This window comes from Pseudomonas fluorescens (genome assembly GCF_001648775.1).
In the GTDB taxonomy this organism is placed as follows: domain Bacteria; phylum Pseudomonadota; class Gammaproteobacteria; order Pseudomonadales; family Pseudomonadaceae; genus Aquipseudomonas; species Aquipseudomonas fluorescens_M.
The window spans coordinates 1-24,711 of the sequence record NZ_LVEJ01000031.1; the positions used below are offsets into that span (position 1 = coordinate 1).

The 24,711-nt window shown below is 57.7% G+C and carries 25 protein-coding genes; 12 read left to right on the forward strand and 13 right to left on the reverse strand.

Features of this window, described 5'->3' with window-relative positions; all coding sequences use genetic code 11:
- Positions 1-316: 316 nt before the first annotated feature.
- The 5 genes from A8O26_RS25985 to A8O26_RS26005 all read left to right on the forward strand — a co-directional run bounded on the left by A8O26_RS25985 (position 317) and on the right by A8O26_RS26005 (position 4,312).
- A complete protein-coding gene (locus A8O26_RS25985) occupies positions 317-646 on the forward strand; it encodes a hypothetical protein (protein WP_064120509.1) in 330 nt (109 codons plus the stop codon).
- Between the two features lie 210 nt (positions 647-856).
- Positions 857-1,585, forward strand: coding sequence for a hypothetical protein (locus A8O26_RS25990; RefSeq protein WP_064120510.1), 729 nt, complete (start codon positions 857-859; stop codon positions 1,583-1,585).
- A 71-nt stretch (positions 1,586-1,656) separates the two neighbouring features.
- Complete coding sequence (locus tag A8O26_RS25995; RefSeq protein WP_064120511.1) at positions 1,657-3,576, forward strand: alkaline phosphatase D family protein; 1,920 nt, start codon at positions 1,657-1,659, stop codon at positions 3,574-3,576.
- 230 nt (positions 3,577-3,806) lie between these two features.
- Positions 3,807-4,061, forward strand: a complete 255-nt coding sequence (locus tag A8O26_RS26000; protein WP_064120512.1) for a type II toxin-antitoxin system prevent-host-death family antitoxin — start codon at positions 3,807-3,809, stop codon at positions 4,059-4,061.
- Positions 4,058-4,312, forward strand: coding sequence for a Txe/YoeB family addiction module toxin (locus A8O26_RS26005; RefSeq protein WP_064120513.1), 255 nt, complete (start codon positions 4,058-4,060; stop codon positions 4,310-4,312). The genes A8O26_RS26000 and A8O26_RS26005 overlap by 4 nt, the downstream gene beginning before the upstream one ends.
- Here the strand turns inward: A8O26_RS26005 and A8O26_RS26010 are convergent.
- Positions 4,306-5,472, reverse strand: coding sequence for an aspartate aminotransferase family protein (locus A8O26_RS26010; RefSeq protein WP_064120514.1), 1,167 nt, complete (start codon positions 5,470-5,472; stop codon positions 4,306-4,308). The genes A8O26_RS26005 and A8O26_RS26010 overlap by 7 nt on opposite strands.
- Before the next feature lie 102 nt (positions 5,473-5,574).
- On the opposite strand from A8O26_RS26010, the gene A8O26_RS26015 reads away from it, so the two are divergent.
- The 3 genes from A8O26_RS26015 to A8O26_RS26025 are packed head-to-tail and all read left to right on the forward strand — an operon-like array spanning position 5,575 to position 7,516.
- Positions 5,575-6,480, forward strand: a complete 906-nt coding sequence (locus A8O26_RS26015; RefSeq protein WP_064120515.1) for a LysR family transcriptional regulator — start codon at positions 5,575-5,577, stop codon at positions 6,478-6,480.
- 55 nt (positions 6,481-6,535) lie between these two features.
- Positions 6,536-6,940 (forward strand): GNAT family N-acetyltransferase, encoded by a 405-nt coding sequence (locus A8O26_RS26020; protein ID WP_064120516.1) that lies wholly within the window; start codon positions 6,536-6,538, stop codon positions 6,938-6,940.
- A gap of 60 nt (positions 6,941-7,000) precedes the next feature.
- Positions 7,001-7,516 (forward strand): hypothetical protein, encoded by a 516-nt coding sequence (locus A8O26_RS26025; RefSeq protein WP_064120517.1) that lies wholly within the window; start codon positions 7,001-7,003, stop codon positions 7,514-7,516.
- Position 7,517: 1 nt separating this feature from the next.
- Here the strand turns inward: A8O26_RS26025 and msrA are convergent, their stop codons facing one another.
- From msrA to msrB, 3 genes are read right to left on the reverse strand one after another with little or no spacing between them, the layout of a single operon-like run.
- On the reverse strand, positions 7,518-8,216 hold the full coding sequence (msrA, locus tag A8O26_RS26030; protein ID WP_064120518.1) for a peptide-methionine (S)-S-oxide reductase MsrA: 699 nt from the start codon (positions 8,214-8,216) through the stop codon (positions 7,518-7,520).
- Between the two features lie 15 nt (positions 8,217-8,231).
- Entirely contained in the window at positions 8,232-10,040 is a 1,809-nt protein-coding gene (locus tag A8O26_RS26035) for a cytochrome c biogenesis protein DipZ (RefSeq protein ID WP_064120519.1), read from the reverse strand.
- Between the two features lie 43 nt (positions 10,041-10,083).
- Positions 10,084-10,602 (reverse strand): peptide-methionine (R)-S-oxide reductase MsrB, encoded by a 519-nt coding sequence (msrB, locus tag A8O26_RS26040; RefSeq protein ID WP_064120520.1) that lies wholly within the window; start codon positions 10,600-10,602, stop codon positions 10,084-10,086.
- A 152-nt stretch (positions 10,603-10,754) separates the two neighbouring features.
- Between msrB and A8O26_RS26045 the strand changes: the two genes are divergently transcribed.
- From A8O26_RS26045 to A8O26_RS26055, 3 genes are all read left to right on the forward strand, one after another.
- Positions 10,755-11,465: a response regulator transcription factor gene (locus A8O26_RS26045; protein WP_064120521.1), complete on the forward strand. Its 711-nt coding sequence runs from the start codon at positions 10,755-10,757 to the stop codon at positions 11,463-11,465.
- Positions 11,462-12,973, forward strand: a complete 1,512-nt coding sequence (locus tag A8O26_RS26050) for a sensor histidine kinase (protein ID WP_064120522.1) — start codon at positions 11,462-11,464, stop codon at positions 12,971-12,973. The genes A8O26_RS26045 and A8O26_RS26050 overlap by 4 nt, the downstream gene beginning before the upstream one ends.
- A gap of 118 nt (positions 12,974-13,091) precedes the next feature.
- Positions 13,092-13,793, forward strand: coding sequence for a hypothetical protein (locus tag A8O26_RS26055; protein ID WP_064120523.1), 702 nt, complete (start codon positions 13,092-13,094; stop codon positions 13,791-13,793).
- A gap of 73 nt (positions 13,794-13,866) precedes the next feature.
- On the opposite strand, the gene A8O26_RS26060 is transcribed toward A8O26_RS26055, so the two are convergent.
- From A8O26_RS26060 to hmpA, 9 genes are all read right to left on the reverse strand, one after another.
- Positions 13,867-14,358, reverse strand: coding sequence for a RidA family protein (locus A8O26_RS26060; RefSeq protein WP_064120524.1), 492 nt, complete (start codon positions 14,356-14,358; stop codon positions 13,867-13,869).
- A 321-nt stretch (positions 14,359-14,679) separates the two neighbouring features.
- Positions 14,680-15,567: a heme o synthase gene (cyoE, locus tag A8O26_RS26065; RefSeq protein WP_007916939.1), complete on the reverse strand. Its 888-nt coding sequence runs from the start codon at positions 15,565-15,567 to the stop codon at positions 14,680-14,682.
- Between the two features lie 10 nt (positions 15,568-15,577).
- Complete coding sequence (cyoD, locus tag A8O26_RS26070; RefSeq protein WP_064120525.1) at positions 15,578-15,913, reverse strand: cytochrome o ubiquinol oxidase subunit IV; 336 nt, start codon at positions 15,911-15,913, stop codon at positions 15,578-15,580.
- The gene (gene cyoC / locus A8O26_RS26075; protein ID WP_064120526.1) at positions 15,913-16,536 is read right to left on the reverse strand and encodes a cytochrome o ubiquinol oxidase subunit III; all 624 of its coding nucleotides are present in this window, start codon (positions 16,534-16,536) and stop codon (positions 15,913-15,915) included. The genes cyoD and cyoC overlap by 1 nt, the downstream gene beginning before the upstream one ends.
- A 3-nt stretch (positions 16,537-16,539) precedes the next feature.
- Entirely contained in the window at positions 16,540-18,570 is a 2,031-nt protein-coding gene (cyoB, locus tag A8O26_RS26080) for a cytochrome o ubiquinol oxidase subunit I (RefSeq protein ID WP_064120527.1), read from the reverse strand.
- 3 nt (positions 18,571-18,573) lie between these two features.
- Entirely contained in the window at positions 18,574-19,515 is a 942-nt protein-coding gene (gene cyoA, locus A8O26_RS26085; RefSeq protein WP_007916947.1) for a ubiquinol oxidase subunit II, read from the reverse strand.
- An 843-nt stretch (positions 19,516-20,358) separates the two neighbouring features.
- Positions 20,359-20,868 (reverse strand): disulfide bond formation protein B, encoded by a 510-nt coding sequence (locus tag A8O26_RS26090; RefSeq protein WP_064120528.1) that lies wholly within the window; start codon positions 20,866-20,868, stop codon positions 20,359-20,361.
- A gap of 25 nt (positions 20,869-20,893) precedes the next feature.
- Positions 20,894-21,454 carry an ester cyclase gene (locus A8O26_RS26095; protein WP_064120529.1) on the reverse strand — a complete coding sequence of 187 codons (561 nt, stop codon included), beginning with the start codon at positions 21,452-21,454 and terminating at the stop codon, positions 20,894-20,896.
- A gap of 220 nt (positions 21,455-21,674) precedes the next feature.
- Positions 21,675-22,856: an NO-inducible flavohemoprotein gene (gene hmpA, locus A8O26_RS26100; RefSeq protein ID WP_064120530.1), complete on the reverse strand. Its 1,182-nt coding sequence runs from the start codon at positions 22,854-22,856 to the stop codon at positions 21,675-21,677.
- 164 nt (positions 22,857-23,020) lie between these two features.
- On the opposite strand from hmpA, the gene norR reads away from it, so the two are divergent.
- The gene (gene norR / locus A8O26_RS26105) at positions 23,021-24,580 is read left to right on the forward strand and encodes a nitric oxide reductase transcriptional regulator NorR (RefSeq protein ID WP_064120531.1); all 1,560 of its coding nucleotides are present in this window, start codon (positions 23,021-23,023) and stop codon (positions 24,578-24,580) included.
- The last annotated feature ends 131 nt before the right edge of the window (positions 24,581-24,711 follow it).

The following is a 24,711-nucleotide window of genomic DNA, read 5'->3' on the forward strand; positions in this document are numbered from 1 at the left end:
GATCTTTCGTCTCAACCGAGGTGCGCATCTTACAGCGCATCTTTTCAGTTTGCAACCCCTAAGTTTTTGATTTTTTCAACAAATTCAAACACTTAAACTAATGATCAGCTTCGAACTGCTCGTTAGCGGGAGGCGAATAATACAGTATCCAAAACCTCGGTCAACCCCCTTTTTGAAATTCTTTTCCCTTCCCCCTAATGGTTACCACCCTGCAAACCTCCTCGCGCTGCGGCTACCTATATAGCAGGAGCCAAGACGCAGCTACAGGCCCGGACTGTGTAAAAATAGCCCTCAACAGAAGCTCAAGGATCCACCCATGGAAACGTCACTGGAAACAGTCGCCCTTTTCTCCCTGAAACTGGCTTATGAGGAAGAAGGCCTAAGCCCGATTTTGCGGGATGACATGGTCATGGGGGACTATCAGAAAGACGTGTTCGAATTGCTGGTTCGGCGCGGGGATGTCGAGAGCATTCAGTTCAAAGTGAACGAGTGCCTGGGATTGGCGATGGTTGCCTTGGGCGGTATCGAGAAACCGCTAGGGCGCGAGCTGCAAAAATTGTCCGCTGATTTCAGCCAGGCGCGGTCGATGGAGCAGCTGGATCCGCCGCTCCTCGCACTCAAGGGTTATTTGAAAGACGTCTTGTGATCGGGCCGAGCCATTACAACTGTCGAAATCAATCATCACAATCTGCGGGACTTACTTCAGCGCTTCAAAAGCGCACGCGTGAAGCCGAAACGCTACCTGAATGAAGACAGTGGCGCGGCGCGCCTGTTTTGCTATCTTGCTGTCCGTCGTCAGCGCTCCTCTATATAGAGAGCGTTGCTTTGAGATTTTTGAAGGTAAGGAAAGGATCGAATGGAGTTTCTGTGTTTTCTGGCATTTCTTGCGGCCTGGGGGTTCATGTGGCGCTGGGTGGTGAAGAACCGCGGTAGCTGGAATATTTTCTACGGCAACATCGTGGGGGCAGCGGGCGGCTTTATTGTCGGCATGGTGGTGCTGTCGATCATGTTGTCATTGTTCCCCTCAGCACATCGATCCGAACGAGCGCAGCCAGAAGAGGTGGCGACACAGAGCGCCGAGCCGACTTCATTGTTGCCAGAATCCGAATCAGCGCCGGCCGCCGCACTCGAAACCGCTCCGAGCTTTGCCGCCATCGAACCTGACAACACGCCCTCCCCGCCCGACTCTGCGTTACTGCCGAACTATGCCAGCCGCGCACCGAAGTCGATGTCGGAAAAGTCCGTGCTCGATCAAAGCGATGAGCAGGGCCGCAAAGCCCTGACGGCGCTGAGCAAAAAACTGGGACACGATGCAGACAGCGACAAGTCGATGCTCGCCTACGTCATGTGCAGCCCGTTCGTCACTAGCGCCCTGCGCTTCCCGGCCTCGGCACGGTTTGCGGACAGCAAGACGATCACCACCCAACGCTTCAAGGATCAGGTTTACACCTTCAGCAATACCCTCACCGCGCGAAACATGAACGGCGACGATGTCGCCTACCGCTTCAATTGCTCGGTGCAGGAACAATCGGCATCCGCCGAATGGCGCCTGCTGAGCCTGAAGCTGCAAAAAGCTGACTCTTAAGCCTCGCTTAAGGGTTCAAGGCGCCGGCTGCGCTATCATCGCCGGCTGTGCGCCTTGAGCTTTGACCCCGGATGTCTCCAACTTTTGATGACCTGACTACGCTGCCCGCGGTTTTGGCCGGCCCGTTACTTCGACGGCTGGAGCCGAAGCGCTTGGTACTGTGGCTGGTCGCAACGCAAGATCTATCGCTGACCTTGTACCTGCAAGGTGTAGGAAACATTCCTCTCGACGCTGAGAAATGCACGGTAATTCCCGTAGGCACTCGGGCGTTCGTCCACCTCATCGATGTCACCCTCGACAGCGCCCTGCCCTTCGATACACGCATCGACTACGACCTGTTAATTGACGGCCAACTACCGATAGCCGACTGGGCACCGCATCTGCTGTATGCCAACGCCACCCGCCCGAACTTCGTCGTGTGTTCGCGAATCGAGCAGTTGCTTCATGGCTCCTGTCGCAAACCCCATCACCCGGCAGCCGACGGCTTGCTCTGTGTCGACCAACTGTTAGCGGCCGAAACCGATCCGCAACAACGCCCGGCACTATTAATGATGAGCGGCGATCAGGTCTACGCCGACGACGTTGCCGGGCCGATGTTGCGGGCCATTCATGCCCTGATCGAACGCCTAGGTTTATTCGACGAACACCTCGAAGGCGCCGTGGTCAGCGACAGCGCCAAACTTTACGAACACCCGGCCAGCTACTACCACCGTGCGGATTTGTTACCGGCACTGGAAAGCAACGAGACATTGCGCGAGCGATTTTTCGGCGGCGCGCGTAAGCCGATTTTCACCAGCAGCAGCGCGGACAACCACCTGGTGACCTTTGCCGAAGTCATGGCGATGTACCTGCTGGTATGGTCGCCGACGGCCTGGTCGCTGATCGATCCGCAAGCCCCCGAGCTGACGCCTGAACGCCTCAAGCGCTATGCCCTCGAACAGATTCGCATCAATGCCTTCAAGGCCGGCTTGAGCAAAGTTGCCCGTGCACTGGCGCATCTGCCAAGCCTGATGATTTTCGACGATCACGACATCACCGATGACTGGAATCTGTCCGCGCAATGGGAAGAAACAGCCTACGGTCACCCGTTCTCCAAGCGCATCATCGGCAACGCTCTGATCGCCTATATGTTGTGCCAGGGCTGGGGTAACAATCCCGATGTATTCAAGGATGTGCTGGAGAAAACCCGACGTCTGAGCGCCAGCGGTCATGACCGTTATCTCGACAGTCCAGTGCAGGATGATCTGATCGACCAGTTGCTGCGCTTTCAGCATTGGCATTTCGTTCTGCCGACCAGCCCGGCGCTGGTGGTCATCGATACTCGCACCCGGCGCTGGCGCAGTGAAATGGCACTCAAACAACCTTCCGGACTGCTCGATTGGGAAGCCCTGAGCGAACTGCAACAAGAGCTGCTCGATCACCCGTCAGCCATCATTGTTTCACCAGCGCCGATCTTCGGCGTGAAGCTGATTGAAACCGTGCAAAAGGTATTCAGCTGGTGCGGTTATCCATTGCTGGTCGATGCGGAAAACTGGATGGCCCATCGCGGCGCCGCACAAGTAATCCTGAATATTTTCCGACACTCGCGCACACCCGGTAACTACGTGGTGTTGTCCGGCGATGTGCATTATTCCTTCGTTTACGAAGTGCTTATCCGACACCGCAAGGCCGGTCCGCGGATCTGGCAGATCACCAGCAGCGGGATCAAAAACGAATTCCCGAAAGCCCTCTTGGAGTGGTTCGACCGCCTCAACCGCTGGCTCTATTCACCACGGTCGCCATTGAACTGGTTTACCAAACGCCGACGCATGCGCATCGTGCCGTATACGCCTGAACACGCTGAGGCTGGCGAACGCTTGTGGAATTCGGCGGGGATCGGCCAAGTGTTTTTCAATGATCAGGGGCAGCCACGGGAAATCATTCAACACAATTCGAACGGCGCGGCGAAGACGCGGATGCTGGCGCCGAACCTGGCGGAATATCCAGACTAGCCACAGATTTTTTCCTACACCGGAAATGCAAGATGACGACAACGCGGCGGTTTTTCGCTGCCCGAGGAAGTGGATAAGGATTACAACCTTCTCAGAAACGTCTCCAGAGTTCTTAAGTGATACTGAACGTGCTCTCAATAAACCCTTCCGCGAAACAACCACCGGTAGGTATCACCTTGTCATCATGTACTCATTTCTGTACTTTCTTTGCTACTAGCGAGGACTACTTCATGCAAACCATCAACTACACCACCGCCCGTGCGCACTTGGCCGAAACGATGGACCGCGTCAACGAAGACCGTGCCCCCCTTCTGGTCACACGTCAAAAAGGTGAGCCCGTCGTGATGATGTCTCTGGCTGAGTACAACGCACTTGAAGAAACAGCCTACTTGCTGCGCTCTCCAGCCAACGCCGAGCGGTTGATCAAATCGATTGGCGAAATGCGTGCCGGCAAAGCCAAAGCCAGGCAATTGATCGAAGAATGAAAATCGAGTTCACGCCATCAGGCTGGGAAGACTACTTGTGGTTTCAACAGAACGATAAAGCCGGACTCAAACGTATCAATCTGTTGATAAAGGCCATCCAGCGAGAACCGTTTGAAGGCATCGGCAAACCTGAGCCGCTCAAACACAACATGAGCGGCTTTTGGTCCAGACGAGTATCGGGCGAGCATCGTTTGGTCTACAACATCGAAGGCGGTGAAATTTGCGTCATTAGCTGCAAATATCACTATTGAATGATGTGCTTCAACCCTCTGACAATCATCTCCACCTCCCGCTCATCAATCGTCAACGGTGGCAGCAACCGTATCGTCTTGCCACGGGTGACGTTGATCAACAGCGCATGATCGCGCGCAGCGATCAGTGTCAGGTCACGCACCGGTTGTTTCAGTTCGATACCAATCATCAAACCCTGACCACGAATCGCCAGCACATTGGGATTGTCCGCCAGCTCTGCACGCAGACGGACCAATAGACGTTCGCCCTGAACCCGTGCGTTTTCCAACAACCCCTGCTCTTCGATGATATCCAACACTGTGCAAGCCACCCGGCAGGCCAGCGGATTGCCACCGAAGGTGCTGCCATGACTGCCGGGCGTGAACAGATCAGCCGCCCGTCCGCGCGCCAGACAAGCACCAATCGGCACGCCATTGCCCAGTCCTTTTGCCAAAGTCATGACATCCGGGACGATGCCTTCATGTTGAAACGCGAACCAGCGGCCGGTGCGACCGATGCCGGTCTGGATTTCATCGAGCATCAACAGCCATGCATGACGATCGCACAATTCACGCAAGGCTTTGAGGTATCCGGGCGGCGCCAGCTGCACACCACTTTCGCCCTGGATCGGCTCGACCAGAATCGCCACGATTCGCTCGCCGTGTTTGTGCTGCACCTGTTCCAGTGCGGCGAAATCACCGAATGGCACTTTGACGAAATCTCCGGGTAACTCGTTGAATCCCAGGCGTACCGCCGGGCCATCGCTGGCCGACAGGGTACCGAGCGTACGTCCATGGAACGCGTTGGCCATGACCACCACCAGCGGCTGTTCGATGCCTTTGCGCCAGCCATACAAACGCGCGAGTTTCAGCGCGGTTTCATTGGCCTCGGCGCCAGAGTTATTGAAGAACGCCCGCGCCATCCCCGACAACTCTGTCAGCCGTTTGGCCAGCTGTTGCTGCCAGTCGATGCTGTACAGATTCGACGTGTGCAGCAGCAACCCGGCCTGCTCACTGATCGCCGAAACGATCCGCGGGTGCGAGTGGCCGACATTGGTCACCGCCACACCGGCAACCGCATCCAGGTACTCGCGACCGGCCTGATCCCACAGGCGGGTGCCGAGGCCTTTGGTGAAACTCAGGGCCAGCGGTTGATAGGTGTTCATCAGGGCGGCGGTCATGACTTCAAACTCCAGTGAAGGTCGGTGTGCTGGCAGTATGGTTAGCCACCGAAACTGGATAAACTCGGGAAAACTTCATTCATTTAAAAGCAGGACTTGATAATGGACCTGTTCCAGTCGATGAACGTGTACGTCAAAGTCGTCGAGGCCGGGAGCATGACGGCGGCCGCGTTGCAGTGCGACATGTCGACGACCATGGTGGGCAATCACCTGCGGGCGCTCGAGCATCGATTGGGTGTGCAACTGTTACAGCGCACCACCCGACGCCAACGACTCACCGAATTCGGCAGTGTTTATTACCAACGCTGCCTGGATGTGTTGGGACTGGTGGCCGACTCCGAACGTCTGGCCGAGCAAGCACTGGATGAGCCACGTGGCTTGCTGCGTATCACTGCGCCACTGACCTTTGGCGTAGAACGCCTGGCGCCGGCACTCAGTGAGTTTTCCCTGCAGTTCCCTCAAGTCAAAATGGATGTGGTGCTGACCAACAGTCGCCCGGATTTGCTGGAAAGTGGGCTCGACGTAGCGTTCAGGCTGGGCCATTTCGAGGAATCAAACCTGATCGCTCGCCCCCTGATCGACTACACACTGACCGTGTGCGCCTCCCCGCAATACGTCGCCCGTCGCGGCATGCCGCAAACACCTGAAGACCTGCAACAACACGACTGCCTTTCGTTCGCCTACCCTGCCGGTGATGATTGGCAATCGGTGGAAAAACGCTGGCGCCTCAGCGGCCCCGACGGGGAAATACTCGTCGACGTCAGCGGACCGATGCTGATGAATACCTCCGCCGGTTTGCATCAGGCCGCACGCACCGGCATGGGTATCGTGATGTTGCCCGATGCCCTGGTGGAACAGGATCTGCGCGACGGCAGACTGGTGACCGTGGTCCCTGACTACCAACCGCCCAGCCGCCCCCTGCATTTGCTGTACGCCCCGGATCGCTACCGCTTGCCGAAGCTGCGCCGCTTCGTCGAATTCGCGATGCAGACGTGGGGCCGATCCTGATGTCGAGCGACAACAATTAATCCCAAACACCTGCTGACAAGGAGTCGAACCGGTAATGAACAACACCCTGACCGTACGCGATCTGCGGCCTGACGAAGTGGAGTCGGTACGACTGTTCCTCGGCCAACATGGCTGGGGCCATCGAACCGGTTCCAGCGAATATTTCGCGCAACTCATCGCACACTCTCAACACACGGCAGTCGCCCTGCTCGGTGCTCACATCGTTGGCTTCGCCCGGGGTATCAGCGACGGTTTGTCCAACGGTTACCTGTCGATGGTCGTCGTCGACGGCCAGCATCGGCGCGCAGGCATCGGTCGTAAGCTGGTTGAGCGAGTCATGGGGGATAACCCCGACATTACTTGGGTGCTGCGCGCCGGACGAGAAGGCGCCGAAGCCTTTTTTGCCAGCCTGGGTTTTGAAATGTCAGTGATCGCCATGGAGCGACCGCGATTGAAATAACAGGCGTGCGCTCTGGCAACGGCTATGATCAGCTTCTCTTTCCAGCATGGACGCTGCGCGATGCTCGTCACTCTGCAAAACACCCCATTGTGGGTTTATATCGTTTTTCTGGTTCTGGTGTATTTCGGCCTCAAGGCCCGCAAGCCCCAACATGAAAGCCGGTTTTCCCTGCTGTCGACCCCGCTGGTGTTGTTGGGCTGGTCGCTGTTGTCGTTGAACCTGACGGATGATCCAGACTTGACCCTCAGCGGCTGGCTCATTGCCTTATTACTGGGCGCGCTGTCGGCATGGCTGATTTTCCCCAACAAGGGGATAAATCTTGATGATCCGGAAACCGGGTTGATCGTGCCGGGCACTTGGAAGGCGCTGACTCTGCTCCTGCTTTTTTTTGCAGCGAACTACTACTTCGGCTATCAGGATGACGTACACCCAGAGCGGGCTTCCACCCTGGATATGTTGCTGCTCAAAGCCGCAGCATCAGGCTTTATCAGTGGTCTGATTAGCGCTCGCTCATTGAAATATTACCGTTTGCTGCGCACCCTTCAGGCTCAACGCCCGCCATTGGGCGCCCAATGATTCAGGAGCCGCTTTTCACCAACACCGGTTTTTCCTGATAACGCTGCGCAAACACCTGCTTCAAGTTCGCCACCTTCGGCATATCGTTGATGACGATGTACGGATAGCTCGGGTGCTCGGTCAGGAAATCCTGATGGTAGTCCTCCGCCGGATAGAAGCCGTTGTAGCTTTCCAGTCGGGTGACGATGGGTTTGCTGAAGGCATGGGTCGCATCAAGTTGCGCGATGTAGGCCTGTGCGACCTTCTGCTGGTCGGCGTTGATCGGGAACAGCGCCGAGCGATATTGCGTGCCGCTGTCCGGGCCTTGGCGGTTGAGCTCCGTCGGGTTGTGCGCCACCGAAAAGTAGATCTGCAGCAGGCTGCCGTAGCTGACCTGAGTCGGATCGAAGGTGACTTGCACCGACTCGGCGTGGCCGGTATCGCCTTCGCTGACGCGTTCATATTCTGCGGTGTTCGCCGCGCCGCCGGCATAACCGGAGACCGCTTTCTGCACACCTTTCACATGCTGGAAAACACCCTGCACGCCCCAGAAACAGCCCCCGGCAAACACCGCAGTTTCGCTATGCGCCTGAGTCATTTCATCAAGGGTTGGCGGCGGAATGAGAACAGCCTCCTCGCCGCCAAAGGACAACGCAGACACCTGGCCAATCACGCCTGCAACCGCGACACCCAACAACATACGACGCCATGTAATTTTCATCTCGAGGATTCCTGATCAGCCGAAGGTAAAGGCGTAGGCCGATACGCCAGGGTCAAGAAATTCGATGCTGAAGGTTCGATCCTTCACGCCATCGGCCTGGCGTACCAACTGGTACAGGCGCTGCTCGGTCACACGTCCCGTGCCATCCGGGGCGACATCAACACCATGGGCATCGCCCGGTGCCTGACCATCGATCGACACTTTGAATCGCACCGGTTTGCCATCCGCGCCAGGCCCGAGCACCAGGTGCAGGTCGCGGGCATGGAAGCGGTAGACAATGCGACTGGCCGCTGCGCTGGCAGTCGCGCGCTCGGCACCGACACTCCATTGCCCACCGAGGCTCCAGTCATTCAGACCCAGTTTGACCGGCGGGTTGTAGGCCGCGACCTTGTCTGGCACCAGGCTGGTTTCCGGTACGAAATGTTCCGCGCGCTGATAACCGACATAGGTTTCCGGCGACAGCACCTCGCTCATGTCCGGCGCCTGTTGCACACCCTTGGCGTCGGCATCGATCAATCCGTCGGCGACGGTTTTGGCGCCAGCCTCGCGCAGCAGTTGTTGTATGACCCGTTCCGATTCGGCGTAGTCCCCTTCACCAAAATGGTGGTAACGAATGCGTCCCTGAGCGTCGGCAAAGTAATGCGCTGGCCAGTATTCGTTGTTGAAAGCGCGCCAGATCTTGTAGTCATTGTCGATGGCCACCGGGTAGTTGATACCCAGGTCCTTCATGGCTTTAGTGACATTGCCCACATCACGTTCGAAGGCGAATTCCGGCGCGTGCACACCGATCACCACCAAACCCTGATCGCGATATTTCTCAGCCCAGGCTTTGACGTACGGCAATGTGCGCAAGCAGTTGATGCAGGAGTAGGTCCAGAAATCCACCAGCACCACTTTGCCTTTCAATGCCTGGGCATCCAGCGGCGCTGAGTTGAGCCATTGCACGGCGCCGTCAAGCGGCGGCAACCGACCCTCGACCGGCAAAGTGCCCGGCGCTTTCGCGGCCATTTTCATCGCGCCACCAGCCGCCATCATGCTGCCATTCGCGGCGCCTTCCTCAGCAGGAATCTGCGCCGTCATCGTGCCATTGGTATCGGTAGATTTACCCGACAACTGACCGACCAGCGCCTGCTCCAGACCACCCGTGGAGGCCGTCGATACGCGTGCGAGAATCCCGGTGTCGAGGCCCAATGCAATCGCCGCTACTCCGACTAACATGGCCACACCCAAACCACGTCGAATCCATTCACCGGTGCCGATCGAGCGCTTCATCAACGCAAATACCTTACCGCCAAGTAGCAATGCCGCGGCCAGCGAGGTGGCGGCACCCGCCGCGTAGGCGAGCAACAACAGCGTGGTGGCGATGCTTGCCCCTTGCAACGCGGCGCCGGTCAGAATCAGCCCCAGAATGGGCCCCGCGCACGGTGCCCAAAGCAGCCCGGTGGCCACGCCGATCAGAAACGAAGCGCCGGGACGTGGACGATTGTCCTGACCGGCGGCTTCCGACAGGCGACTGCCGGCCGACACCAATGGCCGGGTCAGACGTTCGGCCATTCGTGGCAGCAGCAAGGTCAGCCCGAACAGAGCAACGAACAGCAACGCGAGCCAGCGCCCGTACTGATTGACTTGCACCACCCAACCGCCGCCCACCGCCGCCAACGAGGCGACGAGCGCGAAGGTCAGCGCCATCCCCGCCAGCAGCGGCAAGCCACTTTTGATAAACGGCTGACCGGTTCGAGCGAAGACAAAAGGCAGTACCGGCAGGATGCACGGACTGACAATCGTCAGCACACCACCGAGATAAGCGAGCACCAAGAGCCACATAAATTCGTCCTGTTTGAAGTGAAGAGCGCGAGCGATTCATGGCTTAAGCCGCCACGGCTTTGAAGGTCATGGCCAGGCCGTTCATGCAATAACGCAGGCCGGTCGGTTTCGGGCCGTCATCGAAGACATGGCCAAGATGACCGCCACAACGTCGACAGTGCACCTCCTCGCGGGCCATGCCGAAGGAGCGGTCCTGACGCGTCGCCACGGCGTGCTCCAGCGGTGCCCAGAAACTCGGCCAACCGGTGCGGCTATCGAATTTTGTCGCTGATGAAAACAGCGCCAGATCACAGCCGGCGCAGGCAAATGTGCCGTTGCGATGTTCGTCGTTGAGCGCGCTGGTGTAGGCACGCTCGGTGCCCTCCTCGCGCAGGATCTGATACTGCTCGTCGCTTAGGATCGAGTGCCATTCGCTGTCGCTGTGGGTCACTTCGAACGCCTCTTCCGCATGTGCCTCACTGATCACTGCCGTGGCAGTCGACAATTTTGGCAATACACCCGCCACCAGGGCTGCAACCCCCAGCCCGCCGCCTGCTAACAGAATCTGTCGCCGTGAAAACATGGCCGTCTCCGAAAATTCCAGATGCCTTTCATGGAACACAGCCTAGGCTTGGTTTGATCGCCAAATCCTCACGGGAAGTTAACGAATTCGTGATAACTCGCCCGGAGGAAAACCCGCACAATGCGCTTCACTGCGCCGAAGGATTGAGCTTCATGGAACAGACCAAACGCATCCTTGTGGTCGAGGATGACCAACACATCGCCGATCTGATTTGCCTGCACTTGCGCGATGAACAATTCGAGGTGACACACAGCGCCGACGGTGACGAAGGCATGCGCCTGCTGCAGCAAGGGCATTGGGATGCATTGATCCTCGACCTGATGTTGCCGGGGGTAGACGGTCTGGAAATCTGCCGCCGTGCCCGCGCCATGGCGCGCTACACACCGATCATCATCACCAGCGCGCGCTCCAGTGAATTGCACCGCATTCTCGGCCTCGAACTGGGCGCCGATGACTACCTTGCCAAACCGTTTTCCATGCTCGAACTGGTCGCGCGGGTCAAAGCGCTGTTGCGCCGGGTCGATGCCATGGCGCGCAACCTGAAGATGGACGCCGGCAGCCTCAGTCTCGATGGTCTGAACATCGATCCGATTACCCGAGATGTCAGTCTCGACAGTCAACGTCTGGACCTCACCCCCCGTGAGTTCGACTTGCTGTATTTTTTCGCCCGCCAACCGGGCAAAGTGTTCTCGCGCATGGATTTGCTCAACGCCGTCTGGGGTTACAGCCACGAAGGTTACGAGCACACGGTCAATACCCATATCAATCGCCTGCGGGCGAAGATCGAAAAGGATCCGGCACAGCCCGCGCGGATTCTGACCGTCTGGGGCCGCGGCTATAAATTCGGTACCGAGCAGCCATGAAACTGACCCTCACGCAGCGCCTGTCCGTGGTTTTCGCCGTGCTGTTGCTGGTGTGCTGCGGCACGTCGGCATGGCTGCAAGTACGCTCCAGCCAGATGCACGAACTGGAAGTGGTGCAGGGCTTGTCACGGGATCTGGCACAACACATCGCCCACGACACCGTGCTGATGGACAGCAATGGCCTGATGCCCGGAGCGGTGCGTGAATTGTTCAGCCAGTTGATGCTGGTCAACCCGAGTGTCGAGGTGTATCTGCTCGACACCGAAGGGCGAATTGTCGGCAACGCTGCGCCAGAAGGACGGATACGCCGGCAACAGGTCGATCTGGCGCCGATCCGCCAACTGCTCAATGACCAGCCGCTGCCGATCCTCGGCGATGACCCGCGCAGCGTCGACGGGCGCAAGGTGTTCAGTGCTGCGCCATTGCAGGTCAACGGCAAGGCTGCCGGTTATCTGTATGTGGTGCTGCTCAGCGAAGCGCATGATCGCTATGCCGAGCGCGGTGCCACCAGCGCTGCGCTGAACACCGCGTTATTGTCGATCGGACTGGTCGCGTTGCTGTGCCTGATTGCAGGGCTGACGGCATTCAATCTGATCACCCGGCCATTGCGACGACTCACCGAAACGGTCAGCCGTTTTGATATCGATGGCGCGCCGCAACCTGTAATAGCACCTGTGGATAGATCAGCTGATCCGGATGAAATCGCCGTGCTCGATGCCGCGTTTCGGCAAATGCAAAACCGCCTCGGTGAACAATGGCGCTCATTGACTCGACAGGATCAGGAGCGCCGCGAACTGGTGGCGAATATTTCTCACGATCTGCGCACACCACTGGCCTCGTTGCACGGGTATCTGGAAACCCTGCAACTGAAGGACGCCACGCTGTCGGCCGAAGAACGCCGACGCTATCTCGGCATCGCGCTGGATCAAAGCCGCAAGGTCGGCGGCCTGGCGCAATCACTGCTGGAGCTGGTACGCCTTGAGCACGGTTTTGTGCAACCGATACTGGAGCGGTTCTCCCTGATCGATCTGGTACAGGACATCTTCCAGAAGTTCGAGCTCAACGCCGAAGCGCGCCAGGTCGAACTCAAGGCGCATTTTGTCCCCAACCTGCCGACGGTCTGCGCCGACCTCGGGCTGATCGAACGGGTGCTGACCAATCTGGTCGACAACGCATTGCGCCATACGCCCCAGGGCGGCGAAATCGAATTCGATCTGAGATCCCATGGCGCGCTGGTCGAGGTCACCGTCAGTGACACCGGCCCGGGCATTGCTGCTGAATTGCGCGAAGGCCTGTTCCTGCGTCCGTTCAATATTGGTGGCGCGCGACGCGACGGTGGCTTGGGGCTGCGTATCGTGCACCGCATCCTGCAATTGCACGGGCGCGATATTCAGTTGATCGACGTGACGGGACGCGGTGCGACGTTGCGCTTTTCGCTGCCGACCGACTCGCAAACCGCCGAACAATTGATGGTGCGTTCGATGAACCTGAACACTGCGGACAAATAGTTGAGACCACCGGCCCGTTGCTCCGTGACAACGCCGCCGCGCTCCCCTAAATTAGTCGGCCTGAAAAAGCCCTCGGGTTTTCTCATCTCCACTCCAGTTAAAAAGTAGTGAAATTTCAATGTCCGATTTCAACACCGCTGAATCCGTAGTCACCGAATCGTCCAAAGCGGAATACGAAAACTCCATCAATCTTTCACAACACCTGCCACAAGCCAAAATCATCAGCGAGATGGTCCTGGATGCGTTCCAGTCGACCCGCGAAAGCGACCAGATCCGCGAGTTGCGCGCGGCGATCCGTCAGGCTCACGACAGTTTTGATGACGACAAGGCCTACGAGCTGATGGGCGAACTCAAGGCGTTGAAAGATGCCGAAGCCGCCGACCTCGCCGCCCTTGAAGACCTGAGCAGCAAGTTTTCGATTGGCCGCATCCTGTCCAGCTTCAAGGACGATCCGGCGTTCCAGGAAATCGTTTACGGCCTCGCGCTGAAAGTGCTGAACCAGACCCATCAGGCGATCAGCAACCCGAGCGGCGGCAAGAGCAAGGCTGCGAAGAAGAAAGAAGTCGAAATCTTCACCATCAGCAAAGACGGCAGCAGCGTAACCCTGCCAATGCGCACGCCGCGTTCGCGTCTGAACGTTGATCGTGAAGCGCTGGAGTTCCTCGGTTTCACCTTCGTTGGTGAAGGCGAAGAAGCGGAACTGGAAAGCGAAGTCTTCGTTGATAACGCCGGTACCGAGCAGGCGGTAAACCGCAAGAACATCATCACCGCGCTGCAGCAGCAGACGGCGTTTGATGGGTACAGCATCGCTGCGCAGTAATCCGGCAGCGTTGAACGAAAAAGCCCCGCACTGAGATTCAGGCGGGGCTTTTTGTTGCGCGACTTTCGGGGGATTACGCGCCCGAGTGCAAAGCCACAATCATGTCTACTTCAATCGCCGCATTCTTCGGCAACTGATACACCCCCACCGTGGTGCGCGTATGCCGGCCGGCATCGCCGAGCACATGACTGAACACATCCGATGCACCGTTGGCCACTTCGCTCAGGTCAACGAAGTCCGGGGTCGACTTCACGTACACGGTGACCCGCAACAGCGCCTTGATCTTGTCCAGCGAACCGACGGCATCAACGATCAGCGCCAGACAACGCATCGCACTGATGCTCGCGGCGGCTTGCGCGTCCTTGAGGGTCAGCTCCAATCCGACCCGACCGGGATACTGAATCTTGCCGTTGGTGCGCGGCACCATGCCGCTGATGTACAGCTCATCGTGATGACGGATCAGCGGCGCGTAATTACCGCCGGCAGTGTTCTCGCCATAAATGTCGTAGTTCAGCTCTTGGGCCAGGGCAATAAAACGTTCGTCGCAGGTCATCCTCTCAGTCATTTCGCCCAGCCTTTTGATCAGTGCATGAAGAAACGCAGGTCAGGACAGTTGAACACCCGAAAATGGCATGGCGCTATCACTGTCGCGGTTGGATCCAAATCTAGGGGGTTTACCGGAAGTCTGCAACCAGCAACCCAGCAAATTCAGTGACGTTGGGATTCGCGAGCAGGCTCGCTCCCACAGGGGATATGTGATCGACGCAGATCCAATGTGGGAGCGAGCCTGCTCGCGAATGGCAGCACATCAAATCAGCATAATCCACCCAACAAAAAACCCCGCACATCTCTCAATGTGCGGGGTTTTTCTTCAAGCCTTTGAGCCTTACGGCGCGTACGTCAGCAGCAACTCTGCCGGCACCTTGAAGTCCAGGGACATCATGACGCTCAACGCAGTGATGGTGAAGATCGAGAACACGAACAGCTTGCGTGCCCAGACTGTGTCATCCACTGCTTTGTAGCCGGTCCAGGCCATGTACAACCAGTACATGCCCATGGCCGCGGCGACGGCGAGGTAGCTCATGCCGGCGTAACCGCTGAAGGTCAGCATCAAGGTCGCCACGAGGAACGCCAGGATGTAGAGCAGGATGTGCTTCTTGGCCACTTGAATTCCGCGCTTCACTGGCAGCACCGGAATCGATGCGGCCAGGTAATCGTTGAAGCGGAAAATCGCGATGGCGTAGGAATGCGGCATCTGCCACAGGCTGAACATCACCAGCAACGTCAGCGCGGCCATGTCGAAGCTGTTGGTTACGGCGACGTAACCGATCACTGGCGGCATGGCGCCCGACAGACTGCCCACCAGCGTGCCGTGAACCGACTTGCGCTTGAGGTACAGGCTGTAGAAGCCGACGTAGATAATGAAGCCGATTACGGCGAACAAAGCGGCCAACGGGTTGGCCACCTTGTACAACAAGGCAACGCCGAGAACACCAAGAATGGTCGCGTAGACCAGGGCCAGTTTCAGGGAGATCAAGCCCTGCACCAGCACCCGGTTTTTCGTGCGTTCCATCTTCAGGTCGATGTCGCGGTCGATGCAGTTGTTGAACACGCAACCGGAGGCGACAACCAGGGATGTACCGATCATGGCAGCCAGAAACACCGCCAGATCGACATGCCCTTTCGAGGCCAGGAAGAACCCGCCTGCCACAGAAAGCACGTTACCGAAAATGATCCCCGGTTTGGTGATTTGGATAAAGTGCTTGAGCGACATCGGGTCTACCTCACTTCGCCATCATGTACGTGTGGATGCTGAACATGATCCACAGCGACAGGCCAACCAGCAGCAGGATCACGATGGCCGTAAAGACGAACGCGATCACGTTGTTACGCTGTGCCACGGAGCGGTCCAGGTGCAGGAAGTAATACAGGTGAACGATCACCTGGATCACTGCGAACAACAGCACGATTGCCAGCGTGGTGGCTTTCGGCAGGCTCGGGTACATCACCAGGCCGAAAGGGATGACGGTCAGGATCACCGACAGGATGAAGCCAATGGCGTACGACTTTACGCTGCCGTGGCCAGCATCATGGCTGTCATGGGAGTGTGCATTAGCCATTACAGAGTCCCCATCAGGTAAACAACGGTGAATACGCAGATCCACACCACGTCCAGGAAGTGCCAGAACAGGCTCAGGCAGCTCAGACGGGTCTTGTTGGTCGCCGTCAGGCCGTGCTTGTTGACCTGGTACATCATGATGCCCATCCAGATCAGACCCGCCGACACGTGCAGACCGTGGGTACCGACCAGGGTGAAGAACGCGGACAGGAAGCCCGAACGGCTAGGACCGAAGCCCTCGGAGATCAGCAGGTGGAACTCGTTGATCTCCATGGCGATAAAGCCAGCGCCGAGCAGGAAGGTCATGAACAACCAACCCAGAACCTGCTGCTTCTTGCCTTTGTACAACGCCAGCATGGCGAAGCCGTAGGTGATCGAACTGAACAACAGCAGAGCGGTTTCGCCCAGCACGTATGGCAGTTCGAAGATGTCGTGGCCCGCTGGGCCACCGGCTACGTTGTTTACCAGTACTGCGTACACCGCGAAGATCGACGCAAACAGAATGCAGTCGGTCATCAGGTAGAGCCAGAAACCGTATACGGTCATCTCGCCCGAATCGTGGTGATGGTCATCGTGCCCATGGTCACCATGGGCGTGTCCAACATTGGTCACTAAGTTCGACATGGTTTAAGCCTGTTCCAACGAGGTTTCAACACGGGTGGCACCGGCCGGGATTTTCCCTGCCGCAACCAGACGCTTGTGCTGCTCGGCTTCGATACGCTCGATCGTTTCAACCGGAACCATATAGCCCTGATCGTCACGTGCAGCGTGGATCACGAAGTAGATGACGGTGCCGGCGAGGCTGGCGATCGCCAACCACCAGATGTGCCAGATCATCGCGAAACCGAAGACGGTCAACAGTGCGCCCATCACCACGCCAGTGGCGGTGTTGTTCGGCATGTGGATCGGCTCGTACTTGGCCGGTTGCTGGTACGCAGTACCGTTTTCCTTGGCTTCAGTGAACGGGTCGATGCAGTCAGCCTTAGGCAGCACAGCGAAGTTGTAGAACGGAGGTGGCGACGAGGTCGACCATTCCAGAGTGTGTGCATTCCACGGGTCACCGTGATCGCAAACGTTCTCTGGCTTGTTACGGTCACGCACGCTCACATAGAGCTGGATCAGCTGGCAGGCAATACCCACAGCGATCATCACCGCACCGAACATGGCAACGTACAGGTACGGTACCCACTCAGGGTTGGTGGTGGCGTTCAGACGACGGGTCATGCCCATGAAGCCCAGTGCATACAGCGGCATGAACGCGACGAAGAAGCCCGAGATCCAGAACCAGAACGCTGCTTTACCCCAGCCTTCGTGCAGCTTGAAGCCGAACGCTTTCGGGAAGTAGAAGCCGAAGCCTGCGATGTAACCGAATACCGCACCGCCGATGATCACGTTATGGAAGTGCGCGATCACGAACAGGCTGTTGTGCAGAACGAAGTCAGCACCCGGAATGGCCAGCAGTACGCCGGTCATGCCGCCGATGGCGAAGGTCACCATGAAGCCCAGAGTCCACAGCACCTGGCTGGTGAAACGCAGACGGCCCTGGTAGATGGTGAACAGCCAGTTGAATAGCTTCACACCCGTCGGGATGGAAATCAGCATCGTCGCCAGGCCGAAGAAGGCGTTGACGCTCGCACCCGAACCCATGGTGAAGAAGTGGTGCAGCCAAACCATGAAGCCCAGTACCGAGATCGCGCCCGAGGCGTAGATCATCGAGTGGTGGCCGAACAGTTTCTTGCCGGTGAACGCCGAGATCACTTCCGAGAAGATGCCGAATGCCGGCAGGATCAGGATGTAAACCTCAGGGTGGCCCCACGCCCAGAACAGGTTGACGTACATCATTGGATTGCCACCAAGTTCATTGGTGAAAATGTGGAAATCCATGTAACGGTCAAGGGTCAGCAGTGCCAGGGTCGCGGTCAGGATCGGGAACGAAGCCACGATCAGAACGTTTGCCCAGGTGCAGGTCCAGGTGAAGATCGGCATGTCCATCAGTTTCATGCCAGGGGTACGCATTTTCAGTACGGTCGCGAGGAAGTTGACCCCCGTCAGCGTCGTACCTAACCCGGATAACTGTAGCGCCCAGATGTAGTAGTCCATACCCACGCCAGGGCTGTATTGCAGACCCGACAATGGTGGATAAGCAACCCAACCGGTCTTGGCAAATTCGCCGACGCCCAGGGACAGGTTGATCAGTACTACGCCGGATACCAGCAGCCAGAAGCTCAGGGAGTTCAGGAACGGGAACGCAACGTCACGCGCGCCGATCTGCAGCGGCACTGCAAGGTTCATCAGGCCGGTGAAGAATGGCATCGCCATGAAGATGATCATGATCACACCGTGAGCGGTGAAGATCTGGTCATAGTGTTCAGGTGGCAGGTAGCCAGGCGAACCCTCGGTGGCCATGGCCAACTGGGTACGCATCATGATGGCGTCGGCAAAACCGCGCAGCAGCATGACCATGGCGACGATGATGTACATCACGCCGATTTTCTTGTGGTCAACCGAGGTCAACCACTCGGTCCACAAGTAGGTCCACTTCTTGAAGTAGGTGATTGCAGCGAACAACGCCAGACCACCGAGCGCGATCATGGAGATGGTAATCATCACAATCGGTTCGTGGAAAGGGATCGCTTCCCAACTTAATTTACCAAACATCGTTTACTCCTCTGCCCCGGCAGCTGAATGCGAACTCGAGTCAATTTCCGTGGCCGCCACTTCTTTCTCTTTCTTCTCGTGCTTCAGCGGCTTGCCCGGCTTCATACCTTCGTACTTGTCGACGATGATCTGGAACTGGTTCGGCGTGACCGAGGAGTAGAGCTCGACTGGGTTGTTCTGGCTCGGTTTGGCAAGGGCCGCGTATTCAGCTTGATCAAGCTGTTTAGGTGACTTCTTGACTTCACTTACCCAGGCGTCGAAATCTTCCTGAGTGGTGGAGATAGCTTTGAACTTCATGCCGGTGAAACCCGCGCCGCTGTAGTTGGCGGAGATACCGTCCATTTCAGCGTTACGGTCAGCGATCAGGTGCAGCTTGGTCTGCATGCCCGCCATCGCGTAGATCTGGCCGCCCAGACCCGGGATGAAGAACGAGTTCATCACAGCGTCAGAGGTGATCTTGAAGTTGATTGGCGTGTGCGCCGGGAACACGATCTTGTTGACCGTGGCAATGCCTTGTTCCGGGTAGATGAACAGCCACTTCCAGTCCAGCGCGACCACTTCGATGGTCACAGGCTTGACGTCGGATTGAATCGGACGATACGGGTCCAGTTCGTGGGTCGAAATGTAGGTGATGTAACCCAGGGCAATGATGATCAGGACCGGGATGGTCCAGACTGCCACTTCGATTTTGGTCGAGTGCGACCATTTCGGGGTGTAGACGGCGTTCTTGTTCGACGCGCGGTACTTCCAGGCGAACAGGAAGGTCATGACGATGACCGGCACAACGACCAACAGCATCAGCAGGGTCGCGGTGATGATCAGGTTGCGCTGTTCCAGGCCGACCTGGCCCGTTGGATTGAGCAAGGTCATGTTGCAGCCTCCCAGCAACAACGTGCCGAGCAGCGGCACTAGGCCTAGTAATCTGGGGTACCTGTTTTTACTCATCTCACGACCTCTAAAGCAGCTTGCGCAATGCAGTTGGGTTTTGATCGCCAACACTTCACCCTGCCAAGGGTTGGCATTTTCTTTGGATTGAATAAGGGCCGCCCGTCGCGCGTCAGACGCTCGACAAAACCTGGGACAGCGGTCAGTTCTTATTCGAATTCGTGGTCAAAGGCCTTGTTACAGACCAATTCCATTTGGTGCGGAAAGTTGGAAGGCACCGACACCTGGGTGTCTTGGAAGCCTTTCGACTTGCTCGACACCCGACTTTCTGCGCAGCGCCTTAATAAAAAGCGTTCCTTAATAAAGGCTGAACAGTGCCGGGAATTCAGTGCGGGCGATTGTAGATAGGTAGCGCCCTATACACCATGTCTTATCCCGAAATAATTTTTATCGATTCGAGCAACAATCCATCGCCATTTTTGCAAAAGTGCCGCATGTTATCGAAATCGATTCTCAACAAAAACACCAAAAATTGTAGGTGTACCCGCCTCAGTTCAGACAGCTCTGAAGGCTTTTTCCTGGCACTGGAATAGCGCAAAGCCCGATAACCCAAGGCTTTTGGCCATATGCCAGCGCTTGTTAAAACTGCCTGCTCTGGCACTCCCGTGCTAAAGCCAAAAAACCCCGAAACAGACCAATCCTTTTTTGTAACAACGCACCAATCCGTGCCACTCACGAGCCCTGCGACACGCCGTGTGTGACAACATGTCGCACACCTGTCACACCCTCACTTGCCGTTCGTCACGGTGTTTTCACAAACACTCTGAAAATGCAAAACGCCCCGATTTGCTGATCCGCAAATCGAGGCGCTTTCTGTATCGGCCAGTCAACCGAATAGTTGATTCAGCGCAGTGCTTTTCGGTTACGCGAGGTCAGCAGCGGCACCAGGATCACCACCAGTACGAACGCCACGAGTGCCCATTGCGCCAGCGACAGACCGAGGATCGGCGGGTACGGCGTCGAGCAGAAACCGTCGACCTGGAAGCCCAGCGGGAAGATCTTCGCCAGCGGCAGATCATCGACAATCGGCTGCAGCACATCGATGCCGCAGCTCACCGCCGGATAGAACTGGGTGTACACGTGATGCCCGGCCACAGCGGCCCCGGCTATCGCGCAAATCACCACCAGCACCTCGAACACAGTGATGCTGCGGCGGGTGCGCATCGCCGCGCCGATGAACGCAAACAACGCGATCAACAGCAACGCATAGCGCTGCAAAATGCACAGTGGGCACGGCGCTTCGCCGAGCACGATTTGCATGTACAGCGCACCACCGATCAGTGCCAGGCAGATGATGCCCAACAGCACCAGAAAGCGCCGCTCACGTCCCAGTCGAATCGTTTCCTCGCTCATCGCGTTTCCTTTATATGTCCATGGTTCAGCTGGCCGGCGGCTGCGCTTGCAGTTGCGCCATCAAACTGATGTTGTCTTCGATATGCCAATTGGCCGCGATGCGACCGTTATCAATCTGATAGATATCGGTTGCCCGGAAGTCTACACGCTGGCCCTGCCCTTTGAGAGCCTTGAACGTCCCGCTGAAGTGCCCGCGAAAGTGCAAGTGCACCACCACGCGATCCCCGGCGATGATCATTTGCTCGATGTCGCAACTCAAGTCCGGTACCGCCGTGCGAAAGAACGTCGACGCCAGCAACGGCCCGGTCGGCCCCTGCACGCGGCCTTCGGGCGGCGTCTGGTCGACAAAATGCGGCGACAAGGCTGCCATGGCGAGTGCTTCTTCACCGGAATTCCAGAAACTGCCATACCGCCGCGCGGCCAGTGTCATAGCTTCAACCTGTGCCTTGGGCAGGCTCTGATCGACGATCAGGCTCTGCGGTTTTATCAGGGCAGATTCGGCGCAAGCAAACGGACTGGCCAGCAACGCGGCCGAAAGACCGATGGCTGAGAAGCTGAAACGACGGGCGAAGGTGAGGTGCGACATGGGGGCGATCCTGATCATGTAAACGAACGAGCGCCTATCATCAGCATCGGGGAATAAACGATAAACCGGTTAAGAAACGATTAACCTTTAAACAGAATTTAATAATAGATACCGCGTTACGGCCTTCGCGAGCAGGCTCGCTCCCACATTGGATCTGCGTCAAACACAAATCCCCTGTGGGAGCGAGCCTGCTCGCGAATGAAGGCAACCCGGTTTCAGATCACTCCAAAGCAGAAGCCGGCCCGAAGAACTCATAACGACTTTGCTTCTCCGGCACACCCAGTGCTTTCAAGTGCCGCTTGATCGCCCCCATGAAACCCTTCGGCCCCAGGAAGTAAGCGTCCACATCTCGCTGCTGCGGCAACCACTCGCCCAGCAAGGCCTGACTCAACATCCCGATCTGGTCCGCCGCCGGGCTTACGCCATCATCTTCGGCGTAGCAGTAAAAGCGCTTGAGTTGCGGATGACGCTCAGCCAGTTCATCAATCCAGTCGCGGAACGCATGCACGCTGCCATTGCGCGCGCAGTGGATAAAGTGCACCGGACGCTCGGTTTCCAGCGCCGCTTCAAGCATCGCCAGGGTCGGCGTAATACCGACGCCACCACTGATCAGCACCAACGGCTTGTCGCTCGCGGTCAAGGTGAACTCACCCGATGGCGGGAACAGTTGAATGCTCGCACCGACATGCAGTTGATCGTGCAAGTGGTTGGACGCGCGGCCACCCGGTTCGCGCTTGACGCTGATGCGGTACTGACCGTTGTTCGCCAGTGCCGACAGCGAATAGTTGCGGCGGATTTCTTCACCGTCGAGGATCAACTTCATGCCGATGTACTGACCCGGTTCGGCCGCGAGAATCGGGCCCTTGTCTGCCGGTTCGAAGTAAAACGAAATGATCTCCGCACTCTCCTCGACCTTCGCCGCGACGATGAACTCCCGCGCCCCGCGCCAGCCACCGACGGCCTGTTCTTTCTCGTCATAAATGGCGGTTTCGGCGCCGATCAGAATGTCAGCCAGTTGCCCGTATGCCGCGCCCCAGGCGCTCATCACTTCTGGCGTGGCGATCTCTTCGCCGAGCACTTCGCAGATGGCGCGCAGCAGGCAGGTGCCGACAATCGGGTAGTGCTCCGGGAGGATTTGCAGGGCGACGTGCTTGTTGATGATCTTCGCCACCAGATCGCCCAACTGGTCGAGCTGATCGATGTGTCGCGCATACATCAACACGCCGTTGGCCAGAGCGCGTGGCTGATCACCACTGGCCTGGTGCGCCTGGTTGAACAGCGGCCGAACTTCCGGGTATTCAGAGAGCATCATGCGGTAGAAGTGAGTGATCAGCGCTTCACCGCCGCTTTCCAGCAGAGGCACGGTGGATTTGACGATGGCACGATCCTGGACGCTAAGCATAAGGTTGACTCCTGAGCTTCTTTGAAAAGTTACCTTAGGCTTATCAGGTTCCATGCCAACTTATTTTTTGTTGTAAATCAACAGGTTGAAAACATAGTAGTCATAAAGACTCAAAGACCTTTATAGTCATCCCGACTACATCTTGTCTCTTTGACTACAAGACCATGACTGCCAAATCCCTGCTGACTGCGCTGCTGCCTCTGGTTGCCGATCTATCCCGCGAATTGCCCGAGGGCGAGCGTTACCGACGCCTGCTCGAAGCCATGCGCGCCCTGTTGCCCTGCGATGCAGCGGCGTTGTTGCGTCTCGACGGCGAAGCACTGGTGCCGCTGGCCGTGGACGGTTTAAGCACCGACACCCTTGGCCGGCGCTTCAAAGTCAGCGAGCACCCGCGCTTCGAGATACTGCTGAGCGGTGCCGGCCCCACGCGCTTCGCGGCCGACAGCGACTTGCCCGATCCTTATGACGGACTGGTCGATGGCCTCGACGAACATCTGGAAGTTCACGATTGCCTCGGCTGTCCTTTATTCGTCGATGAAAAACTCTGGGGCCTGATCACCCTCGACGCCCTCGACCCCGAGCGTTTCGAGCCGATCGAGCTCGACGCTTTGCAAGCGTTCGCCAGCCTCGCCTCGGCCACGGTCAACGCCGCCGAACGTATTCAACGCCTGGCCAATCGCGCTGAAGACGAACACCAGCGCGCCGAGGTTTATCGCCAGGCCAGCGGCCAGCAGAACCGCGAAATGATCGGTCAGAGCAAGGCGCTGAAAAAACTGGTGGAGGAAATCAATCTGGTCGGCGGCAGTGATCTGACTGTGTTGATCACCGGCGAAACCGGGGTCGGCAAAGAGCTGGTCGCCCAGGCCATTCACGCTGCTTCACCGCGCGCTGACAAACCGATCATCAGCCTCAACTGCGCCGCCCTTCCCGACACGCTGGTCGAAAGCGAACTGTTCGGCCACGTGCGCGGCGCCTTCACCGGCGCCACCAGCGACCGTCGCGGCAAGTTCGAACTGGCCAATGGCGGCACGCTGTTTCTCGATGAGGTGGGCGAATTGTCGCTGACCGTGCAGGCCAAGTTGTTGCGCGTCTTGCAGAGCGGCCAGTTGCAACGGTTGGGCTCGGACAAGGAACATCAGGTCGATGTGCGCCTGATTGCCGCGACCAACCGCGACCTGGCCGAAGAAGTGCGCAGCGGTCGCTATCGCGCCGACTTTTATCATCGCCTGAGTGTGTACCCGTTGCGCGTACCGGCGCTGCGTGATCGTGGTCGCGATGTGTTGTTGCTCAGCGGTTTTTTCCTCGAACAGAATCGCTCGCGCATGGGCCTCAACAGCCTGCGCCTGAACAGCGACGCCCAGGAAGCGCTGCTTGCCTACACGTGGCCGGGCAACGTGCGTGAGCTGGAACACTTGATCGGCCGCAGTGCGCTGAAGGCGCTGGGCAACTGCAAGGTGCGGCCGAAGATTCTCAGTTTGAGCGCGGCGGACCTGGATTTGCCGCGCGAGGTTGTGGATAACTCGGTTGAGGCTGTTGCTGGCGTGGCGACTGAGATGCCGCTGATCAACGGCGATTTACGCAGTGCGACCGAGCAATATCAGCGACGCTTGATCAGTGCGGCGCTGGAACGCAATCAGGATAACTGGGCGAGCGCGGCGCGGGAGTTGGGGCTGGATCGGGCGAACCTTGGGCGGATGGCCAAGCGGTTGGGAATGAAGGGCTAAAAGCACACCCTCACCCTAGCCCTCTCCCAGAGGGAGAGGGGACTGACCGAGGTGTCTTGCGCCATACGTCGACCTGAAAAATCGAGTCGATTATGGATTCGGCAGAGCAGGTTCAGGTCGGTGAATTACTA

Excerpts from the sequence above, each read along its gene's own strand:
- A8O26_RS25985 (WP_064120509.1), top strand. The coding sequence starts at position 317 with ATGGAAACGTCACTGGAAACAGTCGCCCTTTTCTCCCTGAAACTGGCT.
- A8O26_RS25990 (WP_064120510.1), top strand. The coding sequence starts at position 857 with ATGGAGTTTCTGTGTTTTCTGGCATTTCTTGCGGCCTGGGGGTTCATG.
- A8O26_RS25995 (WP_064120511.1), top strand. The coding sequence starts at position 1,657 with ATGTCTCCAACTTTTGATGACCTGACTACGCTGCCCGCGGTTTTGGCC.
- A8O26_RS26000 (WP_064120512.1), top strand. The coding sequence starts at position 3,807 with ATGCAAACCATCAACTACACCACCGCCCGTGCGCACTTGGCCGAAACG.
- A8O26_RS26005 (WP_064120513.1), top strand. The coding sequence starts at position 4,058 with ATGAAAATCGAGTTCACGCCATCAGGCTGGGAAGACTACTTGTGGTTT.
- A8O26_RS26010 (WP_064120514.1), bottom strand. The coding sequence starts at position 5,472 with ATGACCGCCGCCCTGATGAACACCTATCAACCGCTGGCCCTGAGTTTC.
- A8O26_RS26015 (WP_064120515.1), top strand. The coding sequence starts at position 5,575 with ATGGACCTGTTCCAGTCGATGAACGTGTACGTCAAAGTCGTCGAGGCC.
- A8O26_RS26020 (WP_064120516.1), top strand. The coding sequence starts at position 6,536 with ATGAACAACACCCTGACCGTACGCGATCTGCGGCCTGACGAAGTGGAG.
- A8O26_RS26025 (WP_064120517.1), top strand. The coding sequence starts at position 7,001 with ATGCTCGTCACTCTGCAAAACACCCCATTGTGGGTTTATATCGTTTTT.
- msrA (WP_064120518.1), bottom strand. The coding sequence starts at position 8,216 with ATGAAAATTACATGGCGTCGTATGTTGTTGGGTGTCGCGGTTGCAGGC.
- A8O26_RS26035 (WP_064120519.1), bottom strand. The coding sequence starts at position 10,040 with ATGTGGCTCTTGGTGCTCGCTTATCTCGGTGGTGTGCTGACGATTGTC.
- msrB (WP_064120520.1), bottom strand. The coding sequence starts at position 10,602 with ATGTTTTCACGGCGACAGATTCTGTTAGCAGGCGGCGGGCTGGGGGTT.
- A8O26_RS26045 (WP_064120521.1), top strand. The coding sequence starts at position 10,755 with ATGGAACAGACCAAACGCATCCTTGTGGTCGAGGATGACCAACACATC.
- A8O26_RS26050 (WP_064120522.1), top strand. The coding sequence starts at position 11,462 with ATGAAACTGACCCTCACGCAGCGCCTGTCCGTGGTTTTCGCCGTGCTG.
- A8O26_RS26055 (WP_064120523.1), top strand. The coding sequence starts at position 13,092 with ATGTCCGATTTCAACACCGCTGAATCCGTAGTCACCGAATCGTCCAAA.
- A8O26_RS26060 (WP_064120524.1), bottom strand. The coding sequence starts at position 14,358 with ATGACTGAGAGGATGACCTGCGACGAACGTTTTATTGCCCTGGCCCAA.
- cyoE (WP_007916939.1), bottom strand. The coding sequence starts at position 15,567 with ATGTCGCTCAAGCACTTTATCCAAATCACCAAACCGGGGATCATTTTC.
- cyoD (WP_064120525.1), bottom strand. The coding sequence starts at position 15,913 with ATGGCTAATGCACACTCCCATGACAGCCATGATGCTGGCCACGGCAGC.
- cyoC (WP_064120526.1), bottom strand. The coding sequence starts at position 16,536 with ATGTCGAACTTAGTGACCAATGTTGGACACGCCCATGGTGACCATGGG.
- cyoB (WP_064120527.1), bottom strand. The coding sequence starts at position 18,570 with ATGTTTGGTAAATTAAGTTGGGAAGCGATCCCTTTCCACGAACCGATT.
- cyoA (WP_007916947.1), bottom strand. The coding sequence starts at position 19,515 with ATGAGTAAAAACAGGTACCCCAGATTACTAGGCCTAGTGCCGCTGCTC.
- A8O26_RS26090 (WP_064120528.1), bottom strand. The coding sequence starts at position 20,868 with ATGAGCGAGGAAACGATTCGACTGGGACGTGAGCGGCGCTTTCTGGTG.
- A8O26_RS26095 (WP_064120529.1), bottom strand. The coding sequence starts at position 21,454 with ATGTCGCACCTCACCTTCGCCCGTCGTTTCAGCTTCTCAGCCATCGGT.
- hmpA (WP_064120530.1), bottom strand. The coding sequence starts at position 22,856 with ATGCTTAGCGTCCAGGATCGTGCCATCGTCAAATCCACCGTGCCTCTG.
- norR (WP_064120531.1), top strand. The coding sequence starts at position 23,021 with ATGACTGCCAAATCCCTGCTGACTGCGCTGCTGCCTCTGGTTGCCGAT.